Origin of the sequence: Pseudomonas sp. NPDC087804, assembly GCF_044742965.1 — a bacterium.
Classification (GTDB): domain Bacteria; phylum Pseudomonadota; class Gammaproteobacteria; order Pseudomonadales; family Pseudomonadaceae; genus Aquipseudomonas; species Aquipseudomonas rustica.
This window is the reverse complement of the sequence record NZ_JBIUVN010000001.1, coordinates 910,786-935,576: the sequence shown is the minus strand read 5'-3', so window position 1 is coordinate 935,576 and position 24,791 is coordinate 910,786. Positions and strand designations below refer to the sequence as shown.

The 24,791-nt window shown below is 59.7% G+C and carries 18 protein-coding genes; 6 read left to right on the top strand and 12 right to left on the bottom strand.

Annotated elements, in window-relative coordinates:
• The first annotated feature begins 54 nt into the window (after nucleotides 1-54).
• Together ACIOMO_RS04055 and ACIOMO_RS04050 are read left to right on the top strand one after the other, a co-directional pair.
• A complete protein-coding gene (locus ACIOMO_RS04055) occupies nucleotides 55-2,136 on the top strand; it encodes a bifunctional diguanylate cyclase/phosphodiesterase (protein ID WP_053120607.1) in 2,082 nt (693 codons plus the stop codon).
• Between the two features lie 294 nt (nucleotides 2,137-2,430).
• Nucleotides 2,431-3,177 carry an SDR family oxidoreductase gene (locus ACIOMO_RS04050; protein WP_053120606.1) on the top strand — a complete coding sequence of 249 codons (747 nt, stop codon included), beginning with the start codon at nucleotides 2,431-2,433 and terminating at the stop codon, nucleotides 3,175-3,177.
• Nucleotides 3,178-3,326: 149 nt separating this feature from the next.
• Here the strand turns inward: ACIOMO_RS04050 and mapR are convergent, their stop codons facing one another.
• The 3 genes from mapR to ACIOMO_RS04035 all read right to left on the bottom strand — a co-directional run bounded on the left by mapR (nucleotide 3,327) and on the right by ACIOMO_RS04035 (nucleotide 6,832).
• Nucleotides 3,327-4,736: a GntR family transcriptional regulator MpaR gene (mapR, locus tag ACIOMO_RS04045; RefSeq protein ID WP_053120604.1), complete on the bottom strand. Its 1,410-nt coding sequence runs from the start codon at nucleotides 4,734-4,736 to the stop codon at nucleotides 3,327-3,329.
• A gap of 221 nt (nucleotides 4,737-4,957) precedes the next feature.
• Nucleotides 4,958-6,388 (bottom strand): cytochrome c oxidase accessory protein CcoG, encoded by a 1,431-nt coding sequence (gene ccoG / locus ACIOMO_RS04040; RefSeq protein WP_401238301.1) that lies wholly within the window; start codon nucleotides 6,386-6,388, stop codon nucleotides 4,958-4,960.
• Between the two features lie 195 nt (nucleotides 6,389-6,583).
• A complete protein-coding gene (locus ACIOMO_RS04035; protein WP_053120599.1) occupies nucleotides 6,584-6,832 on the bottom strand; it encodes a DUF3203 family protein in 249 nt (82 codons plus the stop codon).
• A gap of 122 nt (nucleotides 6,833-6,954) precedes the next feature.
• Between ACIOMO_RS04035 and ACIOMO_RS04030 the strand changes: the two genes are divergently transcribed.
• On the top strand, nucleotides 6,955-7,467 hold the full coding sequence (locus tag ACIOMO_RS04030) for an MgtC/SapB family protein (protein ID WP_053120597.1): 513 nt from the start codon (nucleotides 6,955-6,957) through the stop codon (nucleotides 7,465-7,467).
• Nucleotides 7,468-7,550: 83 nt separating this feature from the next.
• Here the strand turns inward: ACIOMO_RS04030 and ACIOMO_RS04025 are convergent, their stop codons facing one another.
• Nucleotides 7,551-7,709, bottom strand: a complete 159-nt coding sequence (locus ACIOMO_RS04025; protein ID WP_003224520.1) for a hypothetical protein — start codon at nucleotides 7,707-7,709, stop codon at nucleotides 7,551-7,553.
• Between the two features lie 216 nt (nucleotides 7,710-7,925).
• Here ACIOMO_RS04025 and ACIOMO_RS04020 point away from each other — a divergent pair, with 216 nt between their 5' ends.
• The 3 genes from ACIOMO_RS04020 to glgB all read left to right on the top strand — a co-directional run bounded on the left by ACIOMO_RS04020 (nucleotide 7,926) and on the right by glgB (nucleotide 15,690).
• Nucleotides 7,926-9,923, top strand: a complete 1,998-nt coding sequence (locus ACIOMO_RS04020) for an alpha-1,4-glucan--maltose-1-phosphate maltosyltransferase (protein WP_401238297.1) — start codon at nucleotides 7,926-7,928, stop codon at nucleotides 9,921-9,923.
• Between the two features lie 194 nt (nucleotides 9,924-10,117).
• Entirely contained in the window at nucleotides 10,118-13,459 is a 3,342-nt protein-coding gene (treS, locus tag ACIOMO_RS04015) for a maltose alpha-D-glucosyltransferase (protein WP_401238295.1), read from the top strand.
• Nucleotides 13,460-13,461: 2 nt separating this feature from the next.
• A complete protein-coding gene (gene glgB, locus ACIOMO_RS04010; RefSeq protein ID WP_401238292.1) occupies nucleotides 13,462-15,690 on the top strand; it encodes a 1,4-alpha-glucan branching protein GlgB in 2,229 nt (742 codons plus the stop codon).
• A 302-nt stretch (nucleotides 15,691-15,992) separates the two neighbouring features.
• Here the strand turns inward: glgB and ACIOMO_RS04005 are convergent, their stop codons facing one another.
• The 8 genes from ACIOMO_RS04005 to glgX all read right to left on the bottom strand — a co-directional run bounded on the left by ACIOMO_RS04005 (nucleotide 15,993) and on the right by glgX (nucleotide 24,654).
• Nucleotides 15,993-17,063: an autotransporter domain-containing protein gene (locus ACIOMO_RS04005; protein ID WP_401238290.1), complete on the bottom strand. Its 1,071-nt coding sequence runs from the start codon at nucleotides 17,061-17,063 to the stop codon at nucleotides 15,993-15,995.
• Nucleotides 17,064-17,385: 322 nt separating this feature from the next.
• Nucleotides 17,386-18,168, bottom strand: a complete 783-nt coding sequence (locus ACIOMO_RS04000) for an endonuclease/exonuclease/phosphatase family protein (protein WP_053120620.1) — start codon at nucleotides 18,166-18,168, stop codon at nucleotides 17,386-17,388.
• A 379-nt stretch (nucleotides 18,169-18,547) separates the two neighbouring features.
• A complete protein-coding gene (locus ACIOMO_RS03995) occupies nucleotides 18,548-19,306 on the bottom strand; it encodes a PIG-L deacetylase family protein (RefSeq protein ID WP_401238288.1) in 759 nt (252 codons plus the stop codon).
• 181 nt (nucleotides 19,307-19,487) lie between these two features.
• Nucleotides 19,488-20,147 (bottom strand): glycosyltransferase, encoded by a 660-nt coding sequence (locus ACIOMO_RS03990; protein ID WP_401238285.1) that lies wholly within the window; start codon nucleotides 20,145-20,147, stop codon nucleotides 19,488-19,490.
• The gene (locus tag ACIOMO_RS03985) at nucleotides 20,144-20,743 is read right to left on the bottom strand and encodes an SAM-dependent methyltransferase (protein ID WP_400644787.1); all 600 of its coding nucleotides are present in this window, start codon (nucleotides 20,741-20,743) and stop codon (nucleotides 20,144-20,146) included. The genes ACIOMO_RS03990 and ACIOMO_RS03985 overlap by 4 nt, the downstream gene beginning before the upstream one ends.
• On the bottom strand, nucleotides 20,740-21,498 hold the full coding sequence (locus tag ACIOMO_RS03980; protein ID WP_401238281.1) for a PIG-L deacetylase family protein: 759 nt from the start codon (nucleotides 21,496-21,498) through the stop codon (nucleotides 20,740-20,742). The genes ACIOMO_RS03985 and ACIOMO_RS03980 overlap by 4 nt, the downstream gene beginning before the upstream one ends.
• Nucleotides 21,495-22,493 (bottom strand): acyl-CoA dehydrogenase, encoded by a 999-nt coding sequence (locus tag ACIOMO_RS03975; protein ID WP_401238279.1) that lies wholly within the window; start codon nucleotides 22,491-22,493, stop codon nucleotides 21,495-21,497. Before ACIOMO_RS03975 ends, ACIOMO_RS03980 begins: the two co-directional genes overlap by 4 nt.
• A 1-nt stretch (nucleotide 22,494) precedes the next feature.
• Nucleotides 22,495-24,654 (bottom strand): glycogen debranching protein GlgX, encoded by a 2,160-nt coding sequence (glgX, locus tag ACIOMO_RS03970; RefSeq protein WP_401238276.1) that lies wholly within the window; start codon nucleotides 24,652-24,654, stop codon nucleotides 22,495-22,497.
• Nucleotides 24,655-24,791: the final 137 nt, after the last annotated feature.

Genomic DNA, 24,791 nt, shown 5'->3' with positions numbered 1-24,791 from the left:
ATTTGCCCAGCCGAGAATGGACGCAGTACGGTTTGGGTGGTCACGAGAACTTTCATGCTCACTGGTAGCTATTCCTCCACCCTCGTACTCATCTCGTTGTGCGTGGCGATTCTCGCCTCGTACACCGCGCTCGATCTCAGCGGGCGCATTGCCACCGCCAGGGGCCGCGCCGTGCATTTCTGGACGGCGGGTGGCGCATTGGCCATGGGGGTCGGCGTCTGGTCGATGCACTTCATTGGCATGCTCGCCTTCAAACTGCCGATTGATCTGGGTTACGACATTGGCATCACCGCGCTGTCGCTGCTGATCGCCGTGCTGTCGTGCGGCTTTGCGCTATGGCTGGTGAGCCAGCCAAAGCTGCCGATCTGGCAACTGGCCTTCGGTGCGCTGATCATGGGCGCCGGTATCAGCACCATGCATTACACCGGCATGGCCGCGATGCGCATGACCCCAGGCATCGATTACGACCCGACACTGTTCAGCGCGTCGTTGCTGATCGCGGTCGGCGCCTCGGCCGCCGCGCTGTGGATTGCCTTTCGCCTGCGCCAGCATTCGCCTTATGTACGGCTGATTCGCGGCGGCGCGGCGGTGATCATGGGCATCGCCATTGTCGGCATGCACTACACCGGCATGGCCGCTGCGAAGTTTCCTGACGGCAGCTTCTGTGGCGCGACCATCGATGGCCTGAAGGGCAATGGCCTCGACAGTCTGGTGCTGATTACCACGTTGGCGGTGCTGTCGATCGCCTTGCTCACCTCGATTCTTGATGCCCGCCTCGAAGCGCGCACCGCAGATCTGGCGCACTCGCTGACCGCCGCCAACCGTGAACTGACGCAACTGGCCCTGCACGACACGCTGACCGGTTTGCCGAACCGCATGTTGCTCGATGACCGCATCAATCAGGCGATGAAAAAGGTGCATGAACAGGGCGGCTGTTTCGCCTTGATGTTCATCGATCTGGATGGCTTCAAACCGGTCAACGATGCGTTCGGCCATCACATGGGCGACCAGTTGCTGCGCGAAGTGGCGCAACGCCTGCGCGAAGATCTGCGCAGCCAGGACACCCTCGCGCGTATCGGCGGCGACGAATTCGTTTTGCTGGTGCGCCTCGCCGAAACGAACGATGCATTGAGCCTGGCGGCTCGTCAGGTTGGCCTGATCGCCCGTTCGTTCCGCGTGGCTGAACACGATTTGCAGATCTCTGCCAGCGTCGGCATCGCCCTGTATCCGGGCAATGGCCAGACCACGCAAGAACTGCTGATGAATGCCGACGCGGCGATGTACCACGCCAAGGGTGGCGGTAAAAACGGTTACAGCTTCTTCGACGCGTCGATGAACAGCAATGCGCGCAAGCAACTGCAACTGCTGCAGGATTTGCGTGCGGCGCTGGAACACAGCCAGTTCAGCCTGCATTACCAACCTAAATTCGACGCAGCCAACGGTCGCCCGGTCGGTGCCGAGGCGCTGCTGCGCTGGGAGCATCCGCTGCACGGCATGCTGATGCCGGACAAGTTTATTGATCTGGCGGAGAAAACCGGGTTGATCATTCCGATCGGCGAGTGGGTGCTCAATGAAGCCTGCCGCCAGATGCGCGAGTGGTACGTGCTCGGTTACACCGACTGGCGCATCGCAGTAAACCTGTCGGCGTTGCAGTTCTGTCATGCCGGTTTGGTGCAGAGCGTGGCCAAAGCTTTGGCAACTCATCATCTGCCCGCTAACAGCCTGACCCTGGAAATCACCGAAACCACGGCGATGAGTGATGCTGATGCGAGCATGACGGTGTTGCAGGAGTTGTCGGACATGGGTGTCGATTTGTCGATCGACGACTTTGGTACCGGTTATTCGAGCCTGATGTACCTCAAGCGTCTGCCGGCCAACGAATTGAAGATTGATCGTGGGTTTGTGCGTGATCTGGAGCATGACAGCGATGATGCGGCGATTGTTTCGGCGATTGTCGCGCTGGGCCAGGCGCTGGGTTTGCGCATTGTTGCTGAAGGCGTGGAGACCGGTGTGCAGCAGGATTTTCTGACGCAGTTGGGTTGTGATTCGTTACAGGGGTATTTGCTGGGGCACCCGATGCCGGCGGAGCGGTTTATGCAGGACATCGTGCGCGGCGAACAACTGATTCCTGCCTGAGACAACATCCTGTGGCGAGGGGATTTATCCCCGTTGGGTTGCGCAGCAGCCCCTTTAACTTGCACCCCGATTCCTGCTGACACACCGCACTGGCTGATTTTGGGGCTGCTTCGCAACCCAACGGGGATAAATCCCCTCACCACAAGGGATGTGTGTATTCAGGATGACTGTGTTCACTGTTAATTGTGTTCACAGGGGTGAAGGGTCTGCCCCCAACACAACCCATGCAAAACCCGGCAATGGCGGTTATTCTTTCCCCCGACTGTTATGGGTGCATTCGGGGGAAGGGCCAGCATGGATAAAGTCATTGTGATCACCGGTGGCGGGCGCGGGATTGGCGCTGCTACGGCGTTGTTGGCGGCCGAACAAGGCTATCGGATCTGCATCAACTACCAGTCGGATGAACAGGCCGCGCATAGCGTGCTGGAGCAAGTCCGGGCGCTGGGCGCACAAGCCATCGCGGTTCGCGCTGACGTCAGCATCGAGGACGAAGTGGTCGCGCTGTTTCAGCGCGTCGACACCGAACTGGGCCGGGTCACCGCCCTGGTGAACAACGCCGGCACCGTCGGGCACAAATCGCGGGTCGACGAAATGTCCGAATTCCGCATCCTCAAAATCATGAAAACCAATGTTTTGGCACCGATCCTTTGTGCCAAGCACGCGATCCTGCGCATGTCGCCCAAGCATGGCGGGCAGGGCGGCAGCATCGTCAACGTCTCGTCGGTGGCGGCGCGTCTGGGCTCGCCGAATGAGTACGTCGATTACGCCGCCTCCAAAGGCGCGCTCGATACGTTCACCATCGGCCTGTCCAAGGAAGTCGCGGGCGAGGGGATTCGTGTCAACGCGGTGCGCCCGGGTTACATCTACACCGATTTCCACGCGCTGAGCGGCGATCCTGATCGGGTCAGCAAGCTTGAGTCAGCGATTCCGATGGCCCGTGGGGGGCGGCCGGATGAGGTGGCGGAGGCGATTGTCTGGTTGTTGTCGGACAAGGCGTCGTATGCGACGGGGACGTTTGTTGATTTGGGTGGTGGGCGTTAAACCAGAAAATTGAGTTGTCTGGTTGGGCCTCATCGCTAGCAGGCTAGCTCCCACAGGGTTTGTGGTTGTTCACACAAATGTGTTTCAACGCAATCCACTGTGGGAGCTAGCCTGCTGGCGATAGCAAAAATCGCGGCAACATCAAGCTGTCAGAACGACCGCACAATCCGCCCCAGCGTCTCCATCGCTTTCTCCGAATCCTCCGTCCACGGGCTGCCATAGTTCAGGCGAATGCAATTCCTGAAGCGCTGCGTCGGCGAAAAAATCGGCCCTGGGGCGATGCTGATGCCTTGTGCCAGCGCCATCTGAAACAACTTCAATGAATCCATCTGCTCAGGCAGTTCCAGCCACAAAAAGTAGCCACCGGCCGGTTGGCTGACGCGTGTCTGGGCCGGGAAGTAACGGGCGATGGCGGCGAGCATGGCGCTTTGCTGCTCTTCCAGGGCATAGCGCAATTTGCGCAGGTGGCGGTCGTAGCCGCCGTGTTGCAGGTAGTCGGCAATCGCTGCTTGCGCGGGCATCGAGGCGCACAGCGAGGTCATCAGCTTCAGCCGTTCGATTTTCTGCGCGTAGCGCCCGGCAGCGACCCAGCCGATGCGGTAGCCGGGGGCCAGACTCTTGGCGAACGAGCCGCAATGCATAACCAGACCTTCGGTGTCGAAGGCTTTCGCCGGTTTCGGCGCTTGCTGGCCGTAATAGAGTTCGGCGTAGACGTCGTCTTCGATCAGCGGCACTTGGTGACGGCGCAGCAGTTCGACCAGTTCCTGTTTCTTTTCCTCGGGCATGGTTGCGCCCATCGGGTTCTGGAAACTGGTCATGCACCAGCAGGCTTTGATCGGGTGACGTTCGAGCGTCTGCGCGAGCACGTTGAGGTCGATGCCGTCGCGCGGGTGCACGGGGATTTCCACGGCTTTGAGTTTCAGGCGTTCAAGTACTTGCAGGCTCGCATAGAACGCTGGCGCTTCGATGGCCACCAGATCGCCGGGCTCGGTCACCGCTTGCAGGCACAGGTTCAGCGCTTCGAGGGCGCCGTTGGTGATAAGCAGTTCTTCCATCGGCAGCATCAGGCCGCCGACCATGTAACGCAGGGCGATCTGGCGGCGCAGTTGCGGGTTGCCGGGCGACATGTCGGTGACGACCATGCGCGGATCCATCTCTCGCGCGGCGCTGGCCAGCGACCGGGACAGGCGTTGCAGGGGGAACAGGGTCGGGCTGGGGAAGGCTGAGCCGAAGGGCACGGTGTTTGGATCTTTGATCGAGTCGAGTACCGAGAACACCAGTTCACTGACGTCGACTTCGGTGGATTCGTTGACCTGATGGCTGATCACCGGCTCCGAGAACGGGCTCGGCGCGTGGGCGTTGACGAAGTAGCCGGAACGGGGGCGGGCGCGGATCAGGCCTCGGCGCTCGAGCAGGTAGTAGGCCTGGAACACGGTGGAGGGGCTGACGCCGTAGGTCTGGCTGGCGTAGCGCACCGAAGGCACGCGCTGGCCGGGACCGAGGACGCCGGAGCGGATCAGTTCAGCGATGTCGTCGGCGAATTTTTCGTAGCGTTTCATCGAGGAGCCTTGGTGCTTGTTGATTGATGGGTGTCAGGGGAAAAGCCCCTCACCCTAGCCCTCTCCCGGAGGGAGAGGGGACTGACCGAGTTGATTGTTCAATTTGCATCGACCTGAGAAATTACAGTTGAACTCAGGATTTGAATTACATGGAGAGCTGCTCCCTTTCCCCCTCGCCCCTCGGGGGAGAGGGCTGGGGTGAGGGGGGAGCGGCTGACGGATCAGCGATTCATCGGCGCCACGAATCGGCTCTTCGCCACGCTGTAAACCTCCGGCTCATCGCTATCACTCACTTTGAAATTCAACGTTTGCGAACTACTCGCGGGCCGTTCCGTCGTCATTGCCACCGACACCGGCACATCGACAATCTCCCCGGGCGCCAGGCTCAATTCGGTCTTACCCTGCAACTGAAAGCCGTCGCCATCCAAAAGGCTCAGATTGTAAACCTGACGCTGCTGGGTTTTGTTGATGACTTTGAGACTGTAGATGTTTTCGATCTGGCCTTGAGCGTTCTCCCGGAACAGCCCGCGATCCTTGGTGACGTCCAGCGAAACCATGGGCCGTTCGACCAACGCCAGGGCGAGTGCGCCGATCATCAGCAGCAACACCACCGTGTAACCGATCAGCCGAGGCCGCAGCAGGTGGGTTTTACCGCCCTGCAGTTCACGTTCCGAGCTGTAGCGAATCAGCCCGCGCGGGTAATTCATTTTGTCCATGATCGAATCGCAAGCGTCGATACACGCCGCGCAACCGATGCATTCCATCTGCAAGCCGTCGCGGATGTCGATGCCGGTCGGACATACCTGCACACACAGTTGGCAGTCGATGCAGTCGCCCAAACCGGCCTCGGCGGGTTTCACATCGCGTTTGCGCGGGCCACGGTTTTCGCCGCGCGCCACGTCGTAGGCAATCGTGAGGGTGTCTTTGTCGAACATCACGCTCTGGAATCGCGCATACGGGCACATGTGCATACACACCGCTTCGCGCAGCCAACCGGCGTTAATGTAAGTGGCGGCGGCGAAGAACAGCACCCAGAACAGACTGACCCCGCCGATTTGCAACGTCAGCAACTCTTCAGCGAGCGGACGAATCGGCGTGAAGTAGCCGACAAAAGTCAGCCCGGTCAGCACGCTGATCGCCAGCCACAAAGTGTGTTTGGCGGCACGGCGCGCCAGTTTGTTCAGGCTCCACGGCGCGGCTTTTAGCTTGATCCGCTGGTTGCGTTCGCCTTCAGTGAGCTTCTCGCACCACATGAAAATCCACGTCCACGAGCTCTGCGGGCAGGTGTAACCGCACCAGACCCGGCCGGCAAACACGGTGATAGCAAACAGGCCGAACGCGGCGATGATCAGCAGTGCCGACAGCAAGATGAAATCCTGTGGCCAGAAGGTCGCGCCGAAGATGTGGAATTTGCTTTCCGACAGATCCCAGAGCACGGCCTGACGCCCGCCCCAGTTCAGCCACACCGTGCCGAAAAACAACAAAAACAGAAACCCCGCGCCGCTCATACGCAAGGTGCGGAACAGGCCGGTGAAGCTGCGGGTGTGGATTTGATTGTCGCTGGATTTTGCCGTCGCCTTCATTGGGCGTGCGGGAATGCTTTTTATAGTTGGAGATGCTTCTACGGTTCGGACGGGGATTTGTTCGCTCATGGTCGTTCGCTCATCAGCCTCCATCAGGCCAGCGAACTATGGGCGTCGATCTGTTTGCATAACAGACTCAGGTATTTCAATAAAAAGCGTATCAGATGTTCTTTTTGACATGTCCTGCGACAACTTGAAGCAGCCCGCAGGCAAAGGCGCAAACGCCTATCGCAGGCGTCTGCGCCGGGTGTTGACCAAGGTCAGTCAAATCACCGAATCACTCTCGTCAGCCTTGAGATGCTTACGACCGTCCTTGGCACCTGCTACGGTCAAGGCGTCGGCTTCTGCTTCGGTGATGTACACGCGCTTGCCTTCTATCTCAACGAAAGACATGGCTTTTTCACTGTCCGTTTTGACTTCCAGGGTGTCGCAGATGCGAATTTCCTCGCCATGTTCGACGGTAAAAAAACACACTTTTTGCTCGGGATTGGATTCATCGACGCGCAGGGGCATGGGGCTGTCCTTTTTCCGGGGGTGTCTGAAACGTTAGGGCGCATGCTTTGCCGATCGTTCGGCGCAACCGATTAATGGTCGCCGCTGTCCATCATCTATTGACTCATAAAAAGGACGGCACGATGAACGCCTGGTGGCATGAAGTGTGGGTGACGCTGCAAGCGGAATTTGCCGACATTGGTGACGCGTCGCAGCTGACGCGAATCACCGTACGGCTGGTGATGGCGGCGGTATTGGGCGGGATTCTCGGTTTCGAACGCGAGCATAAAGGCAAGGCGGCCGGGGTGCGCACGCACATGTTGGTGGCGCTCGGCGCGGCGCTGTTTGTCCTGGTGCCGCAGACGTCAGGGGCGGAGTCCGATGCGATGAGCCGGGTGCTGCAGGGGGTTATCGCCGGGATCGGCTTCCTTGGTGCGGGCACGATTTTGAAGAACAAGGAAGGCGATGAAGGTCACGTCAAAGGCCTGACCACGGCAGCGGGGCTGTGGATGACGGCGGCGATTGGGGTGGCGGCGGGGTTGGGCAAGGAGGCGACGGCGCTGCTGAGTACTTTGCTGGCGCTGGGGATTTTCAGCGTGATGCCCCGAATCGTCCGTTTGTTTGAAAAGGATGAGCAGAAAAACGATCTCCTCTAATTCATCGCTTCCCGCGTGCAATGGAACGCGGAGCGTCCCCGGCGGCATTCCCACGCAGAGCGTGGGAACGATCGGTGGCCGGGTCAGACGATCACGGGCGGCATCGTCGTTGGTGGTTCTTCTTTCGGTGGAGGCGTGGTGCCTGGCGGCTCTTGCTCTGGAATCGGTTGCGGTTCGGTTTCCGGAAGAGTGGGTTTGTCGATGTTCGGATCGGGTGTTTCGGCCGGGATCGGGATGTTCATCTGTAGACCTCCGTGTGGCACATGGCGTGAGAAGTGCTTAAGTGGATTGACCACCTCGTGGCGAATTCGATCCGCTTTTCTGTAACGGCAATTTCATCTGAACTTTTCCCGGCACCGGTCGCTCGGAACCTAAGTGAGTTCATTCCGGACGGGCGCTCGATTGCGAACGCTGAACCGGCACAAGAGCGTCCTTTGGGCGTTAAGGAGAGATGCTCAATGACTGCTGAAAACCCCTCAGAACTAAGCTACAACCCGCACATTCCGCTGTCGCAGGCTTTGTTGCTGCCACGCATCGCCATTGAAGACACCATGCCGACCCTCGATGGCGGGCAGTTCGCCGTGAAGTCGATTGCCGGCCGTGAAGTGGTGGTCACCAGCAAAGTCTTCGCCGACGGTCACGACAAGTTGGCGGTGCGCATTCGCTGGCGCGAGGAAGGCGAGGAGACCTGGCAAAGCGAGGTCATGTCCGACCAGGGCAACAATGGCTGGAAGGGTCAGTTCCGCCCCGAGCATCAGGGCCGTTTCCTCTATTGCATCGAAGCGTGGATCGATCATTTCGCCAGTTTCCAGTACGAACTGGAAAAGAAACACACCGCCGCCGTGCCGGTCTCGCTGGAGTTGCAGGAAGGCCGGACGATGGTGCAACAAGCTGCCGAACGCAGCGAAGGTCAGCTCAGCGAACAGCTCGCTGCGCTGCAACATGAACTGTCCGGGCTGCTCGAAACCGAGCAGGTCGCGCTGTTTCTGCACTCGCGCAGTGCGCAATTGATGGCCGAGGCCGATCACCGCGCCTACCTGAGCGTCAGCGCTGAATTCCCGATGGACGTCGAACGCGAACTGGCCGAGTTCGCCAGTTGGTACGAGCTGTTTCCGCGCTCGATCACCGACGACCCCAAACGTCACGGCACCTTTAATGACGTGCACTCGCGCTTGCCGATGATTCAGGACATGGGTTTCGACGTGTTGTACTTCACGCCGATCCACCCGATCGGCCGCGCGCATCGCAAGGGCCGCAATAACTCGCTGACGGCGGGGCCGGATGATCCGGGCAGTCCGTACGCGATTGGCAGCGAGGAGGGCGGTCACGAGGCGATTCACTCGCAGCTCGGCACCCGCGAGGACTTCCGTCGACTGGTTGCAGCCGCCGCTGATCATGGTTTGGAAATCGCCCTCGATTTCGCCATTCAGTGCTCGCAGGATCACCCGTGGCTCAAGCAGCATCCGGGTTGGTTCAACTGGCGCCCGGACGGCACGATCAAATACGCGGAAAACCCGCCGAAGAAATATCAGGACATCGTCAACGTCGATTTCTACGCGCCGGACGCGATTCCGAGCCTGTGGGTCGAGCTGCGTGACATTGTCGTCGGTTGGGTTAATGAAGGCGTGAAGATTTTCCGCGTCGACAACCCGCACACCAAACCGCTGCCGTTTTGGCAGTGGCTGATTGCCGATGTGCGGGCGCTGCACCCGGAAGTGATCTTCCTCGCCGAGGCGTTCACCACGCCGGCGATGATGGCGCGGCTGGGCAAGGTCGGGTACACGCAGAGTTACACCTATTTCACCTGGCGCAATACCAAGGCTGAATTGGCCACGTACCTCACCGAACTGAATGAATCGCCGTGGCGCGAATGCTACCGGCCGAATTTCTTCGTCAATACACCCGACATCAATCCGGCGTTTTTGCATGAATCGGGACGCCCGGGTTTTCTGATTCGCGCAGCGCTGGCCACCATGGGCTCGGGCCTGTGGGGCATGTATTCGGGCTATGAACTGTGCGAAGCGGCGCCGGTGCCGGGTAAAGAGGAGTACCTCGATTCGGAGAAGTACGAGATCCGCGTCCGCGACTTCACCGCGCCCGGCAACATCATTGCCGAGATCGCCCAGCTCAACCGCATCCGCCGGCAGAACCCGGCGCTGCACACGCATTTGGGGCTGAAGGTCTACAACGCCTGGAACGACAACATTCTCTATTTCGGCAAGCGCAGCGCCGATGGCAGCAACTTCATTCTGGTCGCGGTCAGCCTCGATCCGCATAACGTGCAGGAAGCGAATTTCGAACTGCCGTTGTGGGAAATGGGCCTGCCGGACGACGCGACGACCCATGGTGAAGATTTGATGAACGGGCATCGCTGGGACTGGCATGGCAAATACCAGTTCATGCGGATTGACCCGGCATATCAGCCGTTCGGGATTTGGCGGATTACCACTTCCTAAAGATCGACACCAAACCCTGTGGTGAGGGGATTTATCCCCGACCGGCTGCGCAGCAGTCGCATGGAAAACCACTCGGTACAACTGAAGAAAAAGCGGGGGCCGCTTCGCAGCCCATCGGGGATAAATCCCCTCACCACAAAAGCCCACTCATCACAGGGCTTGTGTGGTGCCAGAGAATTCAGCAGGAGTTTCACATGGCGAAGAAACCCAATGCAGCCACCTTCATCAAAGACCCGCTCTGGTACAAGGATGCGGTGATTTACCAGGTTCACGTCAAATCGTTTTTCGACTCCAACAACGACGGGATTGGCGACTTTCCCGGCCTGATCGCCAAACTCGATTACATTGCCGAACTCGGCGTCAACACTATCTGGCTGCTGCCGTTCTACCCGTCGCCACGTCGCGATGATGGCTACGACATCGCTGAATACCGTGGCGTGCACAGCGATTACGGCACCATGGCCGACGCCAAGCGCTTTATCGCCGAGGCGCACAAACGCGGCTTGCGGGTGATCACTGAGCTGGTCATCAACCACACCTCCGACCAACACCCGTGGTTCCAGCGTGCCCGCAAAGCCAAACCCGGCTCGGCGGCGCGCGACTTTTACGTATGGTCGGATGACGATCAGAAATACGACGGCACGCGGATCATTTTCCTCGACACGGAAAAGTCCAACTGGACGTGGGATCCGGTCGCCGGCCAGTACTTCTGGCACCGCTTCTATTCGCACCAGCCCGACCTGAATTTTGATAACCCGCAAGTGATGAAAGCCGTGCTCTCGGTGATGCGTTACTGGCTGGACATGGGTATCGACGGTCTGCGCCTCGACGCCATTCCGTACCTGATCGAGCGCGACGGCACCAACAACGAAAACCTCCCTGAGACCCACGACGTTCTCAAGCAGATTCGCGCAGAGATCGACGCCAATTACCCCGACCGAATGCTGCTCGCCGAAGCCAATCAGTGGCCGGAAGACACCCAGCTGTATTTCGGCGATACCGACGCCAAAGGCCTGAATGGCGACGAATGCCACATGGCCTTTCACTTCCCGCTGATGCCGCGCATGTACATGGCGCTGGCCCAGGAAGACCGTTTCCCGATCACCGATATTTTGCGTCAGACCCCGGAAATTCCGGCCAACTGCCAATGGGCGATTTTCCTGCGCAACCACGATGAACTGACGCTGGAAATGGTCACCGATAAAGAACGTGACTACCTGTGGAATTACTACGCCGCTGACCGCCGCGCGCGGATCAACCTTGGCATTCGTCGACGTCTGGCGCCGTTGATGGAGCGCGACCGTCGCCGCGTCGAACTGCTCAACAGCCTGCTGCTGTCGATGCCAGGCACGCCGACTCTGTATTACGGCGATGAAATCGGCATGGGCGACAACATCTATCTGGGCGACCGCGACGGTGTGCGTACGCCGATGCAATGGTCGATCGACCGCAACGGCGGTTTCTCCCGCGCCGACCCGGCCAGTCTGGTGCTGCCGCCAATCATGGATCCGCAGTACGGCTATCTGTCGGTCAACGTCGAAACCCAGGCTGGCGATCCGCATTCGTTGCTCAATTGGACGCGGCGCATGCTTGCCGTGCGCAAACAGTCGAAAGCCTTTGGTCGCGGCACGCTGAAGATGCTCTCGCCGAGCAACCGCCGCATTCTCGCTTACACCCGCGAATTCACCGACGCCGACGGCAAACACGAGATCATTCTTTGCGTGGCGAACGTGTCGCGCAGTGCGCAAGCGGCGGAGCTGGATTTGTCGGCCTACGTCGGCATGGTGCCGGTAGAAATGTTGGGCGGTAATGCCTTCCCACCGATTGGCCAACTGAATTTCCTCCTGACCCTCGCGCCATACGGCTTCTACTGGTTTGCCTTGGCCTCGGAAAACCAGATGCCGAGCTGGCACGTCGAGCCCGCGCAGAGCTTGCCGGACTTCACCACGCTGGTGCTGAAAAAACGCATGGAAGAGCTTCTCGAGGCGCCGTCCCGCGCGACGCTGGAGCAAAACATCCTGCCGAACTGGCTGCAAAACCGTCGCTGGTTCGCCGGTAAAGGCGCGGCCATCGACAACGTGCAAATGGCTTACGGCGTGCGCTTCGGCGATGCCCAGCATCCGGTGTTGCTCAGCGAAATCGAGATCACCAGCGCTGGCCACACCAGCCGTTATCAACTGCCGTTCGGTTTTATTGCTGAAGATCAGGTCGGCCCGGCACTGCCGCAGCAACTGGCGTTGGCGCGCGTTCGTCGCGTGCGTCAGGTCGGCTTGATCACCGATGCGTTCAGCCTCGAAGCGTTTATTCGTGCCGTGCTGCAAGGCATGCAGAACAACACCGTGCTCGAATCGAGCGAGGGTGAAATTCGCTTCGCACCAACGGCGCAACTGGAAAAACTCGGCCTCGGTGCCGAGTCGGAAGTGCGCTACCTGTCGGCGGAGCAATCGAACAGTTCGGTGGTGATCGGCAACAGCCTGGTGCTCAAACTGATCCGCAAAGTCGCCTCGGGCGTGCACCCGGAACTGGAGATGAGCGCGTACCTGACCGAGGCCGGTTTCGAAAATATCTCGCCGCTGCTTGGTTCGGTGATTCGCCGCGACGCCAAGGGTCAAGATAATCTGTTGATGATCGCCCAAGGCTATCTGAGCAATCAGGGCGATGCCTGGGAATGGACGCAGAACAACCTCGAACGGGCGCTGCGCGACGAACTCGCCGATGCCATGTCCGAGCAGGAACAGCATTACAACGCACTCGGCGAGTTGAAGGACTTCGCCGGCATGCTCGGTCAGCGTTTGGGCGAGATGCACAAAGTGCTCGCCGCGCCGACTGACAACGTCGATTTTGCGCCGCAGGTGTCGACGGCCAAGGATGCGCAGGCCACGGGCAAAGATATCGCCGCGCAAGTCGAGCACGCGCTGAAACTGCTCAAGCAGCATCAGGGCGAACTCAGCGCGGCGGATCAGCAACTGGTCAAACGCTTGCTCGACGAGAAGAAAACCATTCTGGCCCACGTCCAGGATCTGGCGAAAAAAGCTGTCGGCGGTTTGCAGATTCGCGTGCACGGCGACCTGCATTTGGGCCAGGTGCTGGTGATCAAGGGCGATGCCTATCTGATCGACTTTGAAGGCGAACCGGCGCGGCCATTGAGCGAACGCCGTGGCAAACACAGTCCGTACAAAGATGTCAGCGGCGTGCTGCGTTCGTTCGATTACGCCGCGGCGATGACCATCAATGTGCAGAACGTTGATCACAGCGCGGAGTCTGAAGACGCACGTCGTCGTGTCGCACAACGTTATTTGAATGAAGCGCGAGCGGCATTTGTTCAGGCATATCGCCGAGCGGCAGCTAGTCTTGATCATGCTTGGCAAGATCCTGAAGGGGCCGACGCTGCGCTGGCATTGTTCGGTCTGGAGAAGGCGGCCTATGAAGTGGCCTATGAAGCCGAAAATCGCCCGACGTGGCTGCCCGTGCCGTTGCACGGTTTGTATGGGTTATTGACAGGGCTTAAACCCTTTTCCGATCTTGGTGGAGAGTAGTCATGAGTTTCTCGAACAAGGAACAGGGTCAAAAAGAAGCATTGTTGCCGGCGGCGAAGGACATCGACGCGCTGGTACGTGCTGAACATCACGATCCGTTTTCGATTCTGGGGCCCCACGGCGATGGCGCCGGCGGGCAGTTTATCCGTGCGTATTTACCCGGTGCGCTGAGCGTTGTCGTGCTGGACAAGGACTCCGGCGAAGAACGCGGGCCGCTGGAACAGACCGAAACACCGGGGCTGTTTGTCGGCCATTTTGATCAGGCGCGACCGTATCAGTTGCGCACGCGTTGGGCCGGTGGCGAGCAAGTGGCGGAAGATCCGTACAGCTTCGGCCAGTTACTCGGTGAAATGGATTTGTATCTGTTTGCCGAGGGCAATCACCGCGACCTCAGTAGCTGCCTCGGCGCGCAACTGACAAGCGTTGATGGTGTCGACGGCGTGCGCTTTGCCGTGTGGGCGCCGAATGCACGACGCGTTTCGGTGGTCGGTGACTTCAACGTCTGGGATGGCCGTCGGCATCCGATGCGATTGCGCCATCCGTCCGGGGTCTGGGAGTTGTTCATCCCGCGCCTGCAAGCGGGGGAATTGTACAAATACGAAATTTTGGGTGCGCACGGAATTCTGCCGCTCAAGGCTGACCCGATGGCGCTGGCCACCAGCCTGCCGCCGGACACCGCGTCGAAAGTCGCCGCGCCGCTGCAAGTCAATTGGCAGGATCAGGACTGGATGAACAGCCGTCATGATCGGCAAAAACATTCAGCGCCACTGTCGATTTACGAGCTGCACGCCGGTTCATGGCAATGTGAGCTGGATGATCTTGGCGAAGTCGCGCGCCAGTACACCTGGCCGGAACTGGCTGAACGGCTGATTCCGTACGTGAAAGAACTTGGCTTCACCCACATCGAATTGATGCCGATCATGGAGCACCCGTTCGGTGGTTCCTGGGGCTATCAGTTGCTCTCGCAATTCGCCCCGAGTGCGCGCTACGGCACGCCGGAACAGTTCGGCGACTTCGTCAACGCCTGCCACCAGGCGGATATCGGCGTGATCCTCGACTGGGTGCCGGCGCATTTCCCTACCGATACCCACGGTCTGGCGCAGTTCGACGGCACCGCGCTGTACGAATACGGCAATCCGCTGGAAGGTTTCCATCAGGATTGGGACACGCTGATTTACAACCTCGGGCGCACTGAAGTGCATGGCTACATGCTCGCTTCGGCGTTGCATTGGCTGAAGCATTTCCACATTGACGGTCTGCGCGTCGATGCCGTGGCTTCGATGCTGTATCGCGACTATTCGCGCAAGGCTGGCGAATGGGTGCCGAACCGCCATGGCGGTAGGGAGAATCTGGAAGCCATCGACTTCCTCCGGCATTTGAACGACGTGGTTGAGCTGGAAGCACCGGGCGCGCTGGTGATCGCCGAAGAATCGACAGCGTGGCCGGGCGTCAGCCAGAGCACGCAGCAGGGCGGTTTGGGCTTTGCCTACAAATGGAACATGGGCTGGATGCACGATTCGCTGCATTACATTCAGCAGGATCCGGTGTACCGCGCGCATCATCACAATGAGCTGAGTTTCGGTCTGGTGTACGCTTGGTCCGAACGTTTTATCCTGCCGATCTCCCACGATGAAGTGGTGCACGGCAAACATTCGCTGATCGACAAGATGCCCGGCGATCGCTGGCAGAAATTTGCGAATCTGCGTGCTTATCTGAGTTTCATGTGGACGCACCCGGGCAAGAAGCTGCTGTTCATGGGCTGCGAATTTGGTCAGTGGCGCGAGTGGAATCACGATCAGCAGCTGGATTGGTATTTGCTGCAGTATTCCGAGCACAAAGGTGTGCAGAAACTGGTTGGCGACCTTAATCGGCTGTACCGCGAAGAACCGGCACTGCACGATCAGGACGATGCGCCGCAGGGTTTCCAGTGGTTGATTGGTGATGATGCGATCAACAGTGTTTATGCCTGGCTGCGCTGGAGCAAGGACGGTAAAGCGGTGCTGGTCGTGGCTAACTTCACCCCGGTGCCGCGTCAGGCGTATCGGGTCGGCGTGCCGTTCGCCGGGCGCTGGACGGAGTTGCTCAATAGTGATGCTGACACGTATGCGGGTTCCAACTATGGCAATGGTGGCGGGGCGTTTACCGAAGAAGTGCCGAGCCATGGGCAGTCGATGTCGCTGGAACTGAATCTGCCGCCGTTGGCGGTGTTGATCCTTAAACCGGAGGGTTGATCCGGAACCGCGTCGCGGCCTTTGCGAGCAGGCTCGCTCCCACATTTGGAACGCGTTCCCCTGTAGGAGTGAGCCTGCTCGCGAAGACGTCGGCGCAAACACCATCACTCTCAACCCGAACACTCACCCACGCGTCTGATCCTGCCGCCGTTGGCGGTGTTGATCCTTAAACCTGAGGGTTGATCCGGAGCCGCGTCGCGGCCTTCGCGAGCAGGCTCGCTCCCACATTTGGAATGCATACCTCCTGTGGGAGCGAGCCTGCTCGCGAAGGCGTCGGCGCAAACAACATCAATACTCGCTGTCTACCACCGCATCCGCACCCCCAAGCTACCAATAATCCCGTTCAGATCATTGTCATCCACATCACTGCTGTAATCCGCGCTCACATACAAACTCACCGACGGCGTCACCCGCGCCACCAGGCCCAAGCCCAATTCGACAAACGAGGAATTGCGGCTGCTGCTGATCTTGTCGACCTGATCCAGCGTCACCGTGTTGCCGGTGTACACCGTGTGCCACAGGTTCGTGCGCACATACGGCTCGACTGGCAGACCGCTCAAATCGTAACTGCCTTTCAACCGTGCGCCGACCCGGCCGCTCCACGAAGTGATGTCGCTGGACGAGGCGTTGCCATTGCCGGCATACGGCGTGTCGAGGGTGATGCGCTGATTGATCAGTTGTGCCTGCGGTTCGACCACCCAGTTTTCGCTCAGACCAATCGGGTAGCCACCCTCAACGGAAAAGGTCATCGCGCTGCCCTCGGTCAACTGCCGCGCGCCTTGTTCGTTACGGCTAAAGCCGTTGACCCGGCCACCGCTGGCCGTCAGATCAACGTGCCAGCCTTGCGGCCCGGTCAGGCTGTAATAGGCGCCGAGGCTCTGGCCTTGCAGGTTGAGGGTGTCAGTAGCCGGGTCGGCGAGGGCGCGGCTGGTGATTAAACCATTGCCGTTGCCTTGAATCTGGTTGACCCCGCCGAGCAGTCCGATGGTTTGCGTATGCCCGCTGCCGCTTTGCAGGGTCAGCACCGCCGGGCCTTTCAGATCGCCGCTGCCGGGCATCGCGAAACCTGCCGATTGCACATTGATTTGCGCCTGTCGGGCGCTTTTGCCGTAGAGCTGATCCCAGGCAGAAGGGGAAATGTCTTCGGTGATCAGCTTGGCGCCCTGCACATCCGGGCGTGGACTGAAACGTTGTCGATCCGGGGTGATCACCGTTGCGGGCAAGGTCATCACCGGAACATCCTGGCGATACCACGCCGCCGTCTCATCCGCCGCAGGTCCGGCCTGCGCCTCCATGGATGAACACAGCAAGATAGAACTCGACACTGTGCAAAAAGTAACTTTGATCTCTGCTAAGGTGAATGAAGTTTTCATGGAGGTCTACCTTGCTATCGCATGCGCTGTCTCTGTGTGGCGTCTCTCCTACCCCGAACGAGGGGCGACCGAATGGAGCGGGGCGAACCGTGGCCGCTCGATTTCGCGAGTGTCCGAAGGCTCGCCCCGGACAGTGTTTCCGGGGGTAGTAAGGTTGAGCTAAGAAGACTGAGGGGCTTGCGTCAAGAAACCGTGCGATGAGTGGTAGGAGAGATATCAGACGACGCAACTGTCTGTTTTTCTGAACATATCTAAGGTGTTGTTTATTGGGAAGAACGCCGCAAAACCTGCGGCGTAGACGTTTTAGCCCTCAGGCATAGGATTACAGATGCACTTCAACGGCCAGCGGCAAGTGATCGGACAGATGTGTCCACGGCTTGTTGCCGAGGATTCGCGGGTCATGGCTGCTGGCATTGCGCAGATAGATCCGGTCGAGGCGCAGCAACGGGAATCGCGCCGGATAGGTTTTGGCCGGCCGCCCGTGATGACGTTCGAAGGCCTCGTGCAGGTAATCGCGGCGGGCGAGGGCGGCGTTGCCCTGGAGCTGCCAGTCATTGAAATCGCCGGCGATAATCACCGGTGCATCTTCGGGCAACGATTCGAGCAACTGACAGAGGAGTTGCAGCTGTAATTGGCGATGGCTTTCGAGCAGGCTCAAATGCACGCAGATCGCGTGTACTTCCGCATGGCCCGGGACATCGAGCACGCAGTGCAACAGCCCTCGGCGTTCGGGGCCGGTGATTGAAACATCGAGATTGCGGTATTCGCGGATCGGGTATTTCGACAGCAACGCATTGCCGTGATGGCCATCGGGATAGACCGCATTGCGCCCGTAGGCAAAGTCGCTCCACATGCTGTCGGCGAGAAATTCATACTGCGAGGTCTGCGGCCATTCGTTGTAGCGACTGGAATGGCGCTCGTGTTCGCCGACCACTTCCTGCAAAAACACCAGATCTGCCGAGGTGCTGCGCACCGCTTCACGCAGTTCCGGCAGAATGAAGCGCCGATTCAGCGCGGTAAAACCCTTGTGCGTATTCACCGTCAGCACGCGCAAGCGATGAATGACTGGCGCGTCGACCACATGACGCTTGAGATCGCTGGACACGTTCACTCCTCTGAATCCTGACTGCCTATTCATGCGACTGATGCGTGGGGGCGGCAGTTCCTTTGAACACCCATCAATATCTGCGTTGCCTGACCCAGCGCCTTCGCGAGCAAGCCCGCTCCCACAGGGGAGGTGTGTTGGATACAGGATTTGTGTCGGGTGGAGATCAAAATGTGGGAGCGGGCTTGCTCGCGAAGGCGTCAGTTCATTCAATATCTTTGTTGGCTGACATACCGCTTTCGCGAGTGAGCCTGCTCCCACAGGGAAGGTGTGTTGGATGCAGGATTTGTGGCGGGTGGAGCTCAAAATGTGGGAGTGAGCTTGCTCGCGAAGGCGTCGGCCCGTTCAGCATGGTCGTGGCAGGCACACCGCGTGCGCGTCAGACAAACACGATTTCATACGGCAGGCGCATCCGCTCAAGGATCACTGGCGGCAGCATTGGCGCGATGCCGATTGCCGGTTCGCCCTTGAGTTGGCTGGCATAGGCGTGGGTGGCGTGGCTTTTTCGCGCGACTGTCCAGGTGTCGAGCCTTAACTTGCGCGCGCGCTCCCAGGGAATCAGTTTGTGCGCGCGCTCCGGCCAGTGCCAAGCCCAGACCGGCACATCGTGAAAGGTCGCCCCGGCCTGTTCTGCCGCTTCAGCGGCGGCGCGGCCAACCGCTTCATGATCGTCAATGCCATCGCCGCGCCAGGTGCTGAACACCACATCGCCAGGGCGCAGGTAGCGGCTGATGAACTCCGTCAGTTGGCGTTCCTGGTCGAGCAGGGCGTTGTGGGTAAACCCGCCGCGCACCCACTTCAGGCTGTGCATCGGCAGGCCGAGGCGGCGCAGGGCTTCAACGCTTTCTTGCGGACGAAACACGCTCAAGCGCTTTTCCGACCACTGTCGCGAGCCAGGGTGACTGGCGCTGCCGTCGGTAATCGAAAGCAATTGCAATGGATGACCCAGGCCGGAAAACAATTGCAGCAGGCCGCCGCACATCACCACTTCATCCCCGGGGTGCGGGGCGATGATCACAGCGCGCGCACCAGCGGGCACCAGGCTTCGGGTATTAATGACGGGAATATTGTCGAGTTGCGGGGCGCTGTTCCAGATCTGTGCGGTCGAACTGCTTTCACTGAGGGATAACGGTTTCATGTTGCGACGTCCTTGTTGGTTTCGCCCTCAGTCGTGCGCCTGGCAACGTTGCTCAACGTGTCCTACGCTTGAAGGCTGGTTGATTGCTACACGACGCTCCGAACCCTGGATTGCCGCGCAACAGAGTATTGCTCATGAACAACGATTCGTCTCGAAACCTCGCAAACTGATACGCTTTTTTTTAGCCTATCTGTACCAAATTCCGCAAATAGTCACCAAACCCGCCGTGTGCTCGGCTGTCGAGCCGCGTGCTGGTGTGCACCAACGGCCGATGACTCCACGCAATATTGGCGCCGGTCAGCTCCAGTTGCCGCACCAGTTGTACATCTTCATCACAGGCCAGCGGTTCGAAACCACCGGCCAAACGGTATGCGTCAGCACTGATGCCGAGGTTGGCGCCATGGATATGCCGATGGCCATCACCCGCCCGATAGTGGCTGTGATAACGAATCTGCGCCGCTTTATCGAACGACTCGTGCCAGCGCTCAACCGTCACCGTGCCGCACACAGCATCGGCGCCTAATCCCAGTTGCGCCACCAACCAGTCGTCGGCGACCCGACTGTCGGCATCGGAGCAGGATATCCACCGCGCCCCTCGCTCCAGCAACATCCGCGCACCGGTCGCTCGCGCCTGACCTACATTGCGCGCTTTTATATTCAAGCTCAAAACTGGATATTTGCTGACAATCTGTTCCGAGCGGTCGGTGCAACTGTCGAGAACCACCAATATTTCGACCCGTTCTCCGGCGAGCAGTCCGTGTTTACTGGCGCGTAATGCGGCGCTCAGGCACTCGTCGAGCAAGTCTTCCTCGTTGTGCGCCGGAATCAGGATGCCAATCATCGCAAGCCCTCCAGCGTTGCCACCGAGCGCGGTTCGCGGCTCCACACTTCCAGAATGAAGTCCGCTTCCTGATGCAAAACCAGGCGTGGCAGGTGCAAATGTTCGTGGAGCAAATCGTGAACCTGCCGCGCATTCAACGGGCAGTCGTCAATCGGCGGGCGCCAGTGACAGGCGAGCACTTGCCCGTCTGCAGCCAAGGACTGGCCCATGCGTTGGGCAACGGCTGTCAGATCATCGCGGTCGAGGTAGTAGCCGATTTCGCTAAATACAATCAGGTCGAATTTTTCCTCCGGCCAGTCCCCCGGCAGACGACTTTGGCGAACTTCGGCGTGGTCGAACAGACTTAATCGGGTTCGCGCCAGACGCACCGCTGCGTCGGCGGTGTCGCAGCACAACAGACGATCACAACGACTGGCCAACTCGGCGCTCAGCTCACCGTTGGCGCAGCCCGGTTCGAAGATCGCCCGGTAGTGCGGACGCGGCAGGGCGGCGAGGGTGATCGCGCGTTTGCGCTGCTCGTACCAGCGCTCGCGAAAGGCCCACGGGTCGTCGCTGCCGGCGAACAGGCCGTCGAAATAGCGATCATCGACACTCATAAAAACACCACTTCAAAAGGCTGCAGCAGGCGATCGATCACGTATGGCGCCAACACCGGTGCAAGCCCGGCTTGTGCGTCGCCTTCCAATTGACTGGCAAAAGCGTGCACCGCGTGACGTTTGCGCGCGACTTGCGCCGGCGTCAGCAGAATCTTGCGCGCACGTTGCCACGGCACGAAGGCGTCTTCGGGGGTTGCCCAGTGCCACGTCCACACCGGCAGCTCATGGCAGGTCGCGCCGACCTGACGCGCGGCCTCGGCACTGGCACGGCCGACGGCTTCGTGATCGCAATGGCCGTCTTCGCGCCACGTGGTAAACACCACATCGTTGGGGCGCAGATGGCTTTCGATGAACGCGCGCAATTGCTGTTCCTGAGCAGCCACTTGAGTATCGGTGAACCCACCGCGCAACCATTTCAACCGATGCATTGGCAGGCCGAGGCGGCGCAGCGCTTCAGCGGATTCTTGCGGACGGATCACGCTTAAGCGCTCTACTGGCCAGCGTTCGGAACCAGGATGACTGGCGCTGCCGTCGGTGACCGAAATCAGTTGCAACGGGCGCCCGGCAGCGGCGAGCAGTTGCAGCAAACCGCCGCAACCCAGCACTTCATCGTCCGGGTGCGGTGCAATAATCACCGCGCGCGATCCGGGTGGTACCAGGCTCAGCACGTCGATGCTTTGCAGCTCCGCCAAATGCCGCGAGCCTTGCCATTGATGCAGGGTCGTTCCCTGGCCGATGATCGGATTGGCTCTCATAGCGACCAGACCTCATCGGGTTGTTGGGCAATCAATTGGCCGAGGGCGGCGAGGTCGCGCTCGGCATGGCTTTGCCGGAGGAACACCGGCAGGTCAGCGATCAGTCGGGCGAAGTGGCGATCCTTGCAGTAAGGCCCGGCGCCCAATGCCCGGCCGACTTCACGGATCACCTGTTCGGCAGACTGCTCGGCCACTGCGCGGGCGCGACGGGCGAGCAGTTCGGCGTTGTCTTCAGGGTTTGCATCAATATGCAAAGCGCTGAAGCGCAAAACATCCGCAGCCGCTTGCAAGGCACTGTCGACGGCGCCGAGATGGGCGAGGGCATGTGGTTCTTCACGCTGACCACACTGCTTGCGCAACCGCTCGGCAATCTGCTGCGCCGCGCCGTACCAACAGGCGGCAATACCAATGCCGCCCTGCCAGAAACCCGGCCGTTGCAAGTAGTCGCCGGGATTGCCGATGGCCTGACCTTCAGCGCCATCGAACAACACTTCGACGCTGCCAGTCGCGCCCATGCCCACGGCGCGCCAGCCTTCATCAGTGACCGTCACACCCGGTTGATCAAGCGCCACCGCGACCAATTGCTGTTGATCATCGGCGTCCCACGCCGTCAGTAGCGCATGACTGAGTACCGCCGCGCCGGAACACCAGGCTTTGCGTCCATTCAACGCGACCATATGCCCGGCCGGACTGACCTTCACCCGGGCTTGCGGCGGTTCCGCTGCCCACATGCCCCACGTGCTGCCGGGCGTTGGCGTACCACCGAGTTGTTCGATGATCGCCAGTGCATCGGTGTGCCCCTCATAGAGTTTGCACAAACCCAGATCATGCCCGCCGACAGCGGCTAAATGCTGAAAGCGCTCCAGCGTCAGACCGCTGCCGGGTAACGGCAAGCGGTCAAGCCCGGCCTCGACCATCGCTCGCAGGCACTGGCCGAGGGCGTGGGTGTCGGCATAATCCGGCGGTTTACGGGCGAGATAACAGTGCAGATCCATATCAATCTTCTTCTTCGTGTTGCAGTTCAAACAGCAGCAACGAACGGCCGGTCACTGAATATTCATGGCCGAAATCGAAGCGCTCCTGGCCACGAATCGAAGGCTGATTGGTGTCGATCATGCACGTCCAGAAACCGCCGTCCGGCACTTCCGGCAAGGTGAAATTGACGATGTCGTGGTGCGCGTTGACCACCAGCAGCAAGGTCGCATCGGCACCTTTGCGACGGATCCCGGTTTCTTGCGCGCGGCCATCAAGCAACATGCCGAGGCAACGATTGTGTGCATCGTGCCAGTGCTCGGTGGTCATCTCTGTGGCGTCTGGCGCGAGCCAAGTGACGTCTTTGACGCCGATGTCCTCGTTGTACTCGCCGACCAGGAAACGTCCGCGGCGCAGAATCGGATAAGCCAGGCGCAGCTTGATCAGGCGTTTGACGAATTTCAGCAAGCCTTTGCCGTCTTCGCTCAGATCCCAGTTGACCCAACCGATCTCGCTGTCCTGGCAATAAGCGTTGTTGTTGCCATCTTGCGTGCGGGCGAATTCATCGCCGGCGACGATCATCGGCGTGCCTTGCGACAGCAACAGCGTGGCGAAGAAATTGCGCATCTGCCGATGGCGCAGTTCATTGATTTCCGGGTCGTCAGTCGGGCCTTCGACGCCGTGGTTCCACGACAGGTTGTTGTTGCTGCCGTCCTGATTGTTCTCGTCGTTGGCTTCGTTGTGCTTGTCGTTGTACGAGACCAGATCGTTGAGGGTGAAGCCGTCGTGCGCGGTAATGAAGTTGACCGACGAATACGGCCGCCGTCCGCGCTGGTTGAACATCTCGCCGGACGCGGTCATGCGACTGGCGAAATCGGCAACCTGGCCGTCATCACCTTTCCAGAAGGCCCGCACGGTGTCGCGGAACTTGTCGTTCCACTCGACCCAGCCCGGCGGGAAGTTGCCGACCTGATAGCCACCGGGGCCGCAGTCCCACGGTTCGGCGATCATTTTCACCTGACGCAGCACCGGATCCTGACGGCAGGCCACGAGGAAGCTGTGACGTTCGTCGAAACCATCGTGATAACGGCCGAGAATGGTCGCCAGGTCGAAGCGGAAACCGTCGACATGCATTTCCGTGGCCCAGTAACGCAGCGAGTCGGTGACCATTTGCAGCACACACGGATGGCTCAGATCCAGCGTGTTGCCGGTGCCGGAATCGTTGATGTAGTAGCGTTTGTCGTCCGGCATCAAGCGGTAGTACGAGGCGTTGTCGATCCCGCGCATGGACAGCGTCGGGCCCTGTTCGTTGCCTTCAGCGGTGTGGTTGTAGACCACGTCGAGAATCACTTCGAGATTGGCCTCGTGCAGGTGCGCCACCATCTCTTTGAATTCGGCGATCTTGCCGCTGGCCAGATAACGCGGATCCGGGGCGAAAAACGCGATGCTGTTGTAGCCCCAATAATTGGTCATGCCCTTGTGCAGCAAGTGCTGGTCGTTGACGAAGGCGTGGATCGGCAACAGCTCGACCGACGAAACACCGACGCTGCGAATGTGCTTGAGCACATCGTCATTCATCAGACCGGCGAAGGTGCCTCGCACGTTTTCCGGCACCGAGGGGTGACGCATGCTGATGCCGCGCACATGGGTTTCGTAAATGATGGTTTTGTCCCACGGCACACTGACACGCTGGTCGTTGCCCCAGGTGTGTGCCGGGTCGATGACTTTGCACTTGGGCACGAACGGCGCGCTGTCGCGTTCGTCAAAACTGAGGTCGGCGTCGGGGTGGCCAATGGTGTAGCCGAACAGCGCTTCCGACCATTTCAGCTCGCCGACCAGTTGCTTGGCGTACGGGTCGATAAGCAATTTGTTGTGGTTGAAGCGGTGGCCGTTGGCCGGATCGTAAGGGCCGTACACGCGGTAGCCGTAGATCAGCCCCGGGTGCGCATCGGGCAAGTAGCCGTGGTAAATCTCGTCGGTGTATTCCGGCAGTTCGATACGTTCGAGTTCGACTTCGCCGGCATCGTCGAAGATGCACAGTTCGACCTTGGTGGCGTTGGCGGAGAACAGCGCAAAGTTCACCCCCAGACCATCCCAGGTCGCACCGAGCGGGAAGGGCAGGCCTTCACGAATTCTCGAAGGCTCAGCGTGCGCGGCGGGCTCGGATTTTTTTGGACGGGTCATGATTGCTCCTGCAAAAAACGGGGACAGTTCAGTTGAAACCGGTTCCCGGTAGGAGCGAGATTTTGTGGTGAGGGGATTTATCCCCGTTCGGCTGCGCAGCAGTCGCAAAACCATTGCACGCGGTATGTCTGACACTC

Bases quoted from the DNA above. Each gene is read 5' to 3' on its own strand.
- ACIOMO_RS04055 (WP_053120607.1), top strand. From the start codon at position 55: ATGCTCACTGGTAGCTATTCCTCCACCCTCGTACTCATCTCGTTGTGC.
- ACIOMO_RS04050 (WP_053120606.1), top strand. From the start codon at position 2,431: ATGGATAAAGTCATTGTGATCACCGGTGGCGGGCGCGGGATTGGCGCT.
- mapR (WP_053120604.1), bottom strand. From the start codon at position 4,736: ATGAAACGCTACGAAAAATTCGCCGACGACATCGCTGAACTGATCCGC.
- ccoG (WP_401238301.1), bottom strand. From the start codon at position 6,388: ATGAGCGAACAAATCCCCGTCCGAACCGTAGAAGCATCTCCAACTATA.
- ACIOMO_RS04035 (WP_053120599.1), bottom strand. From the start codon at position 6,832: ATGCCCCTGCGCGTCGATGAATCCAATCCCGAGCAAAAAGTGTGTTTT.
- ACIOMO_RS04030 (WP_053120597.1), top strand. From the start codon at position 6,955: ATGAACGCCTGGTGGCATGAAGTGTGGGTGACGCTGCAAGCGGAATTT.
- ACIOMO_RS04025 (WP_003224520.1), bottom strand. From the start codon at position 7,709: ATGAACATCCCGATCCCGGCCGAAACACCCGATCCGAACATCGACAAA.
- ACIOMO_RS04020 (WP_401238297.1), top strand. From the start codon at position 7,926: ATGACTGCTGAAAACCCCTCAGAACTAAGCTACAACCCGCACATTCCG.
- treS (WP_401238295.1), top strand. From the start codon at position 10,118: ATGGCGAAGAAACCCAATGCAGCCACCTTCATCAAAGACCCGCTCTGG.
- glgB (WP_401238292.1), top strand. From the start codon at position 13,462: ATGAGTTTCTCGAACAAGGAACAGGGTCAAAAAGAAGCATTGTTGCCG.
- ACIOMO_RS04005 (WP_401238290.1), bottom strand. From the start codon at position 17,063: ATGAAAACTTCATTCACCTTAGCAGAGATCAAAGTTACTTTTTGCACA.
- ACIOMO_RS03995 (WP_401238288.1), bottom strand. From the start codon at position 19,306: ATGAAACCGTTATCCCTCAGTGAAAGCAGTTCGACCGCACAGATCTGG.
- ACIOMO_RS03990 (WP_401238285.1), bottom strand. From the start codon at position 20,147: ATGATTGGCATCCTGATTCCGGCGCACAACGAGGAAGACTTGCTCGAC.
- ACIOMO_RS03985 (WP_400644787.1), bottom strand. From the start codon at position 20,743: ATGAGTGTCGATGATCGCTATTTCGACGGCCTGTTCGCCGGCAGCGAC.
- ACIOMO_RS03980 (WP_401238281.1), bottom strand. From the start codon at position 21,498: ATGAGAGCCAATCCGATCATCGGCCAGGGAACGACCCTGCATCAATGG.
- ACIOMO_RS03975 (WP_401238279.1), bottom strand. From the start codon at position 22,493: ATGGATCTGCACTGTTATCTCGCCCGTAAACCGCCGGATTATGCCGAC.
- glgX (WP_401238276.1), bottom strand. From the start codon at position 24,654: ATGACCCGTCCAAAAAAATCCGAGCCCGCCGCGCACGCTGAGCCTTCG.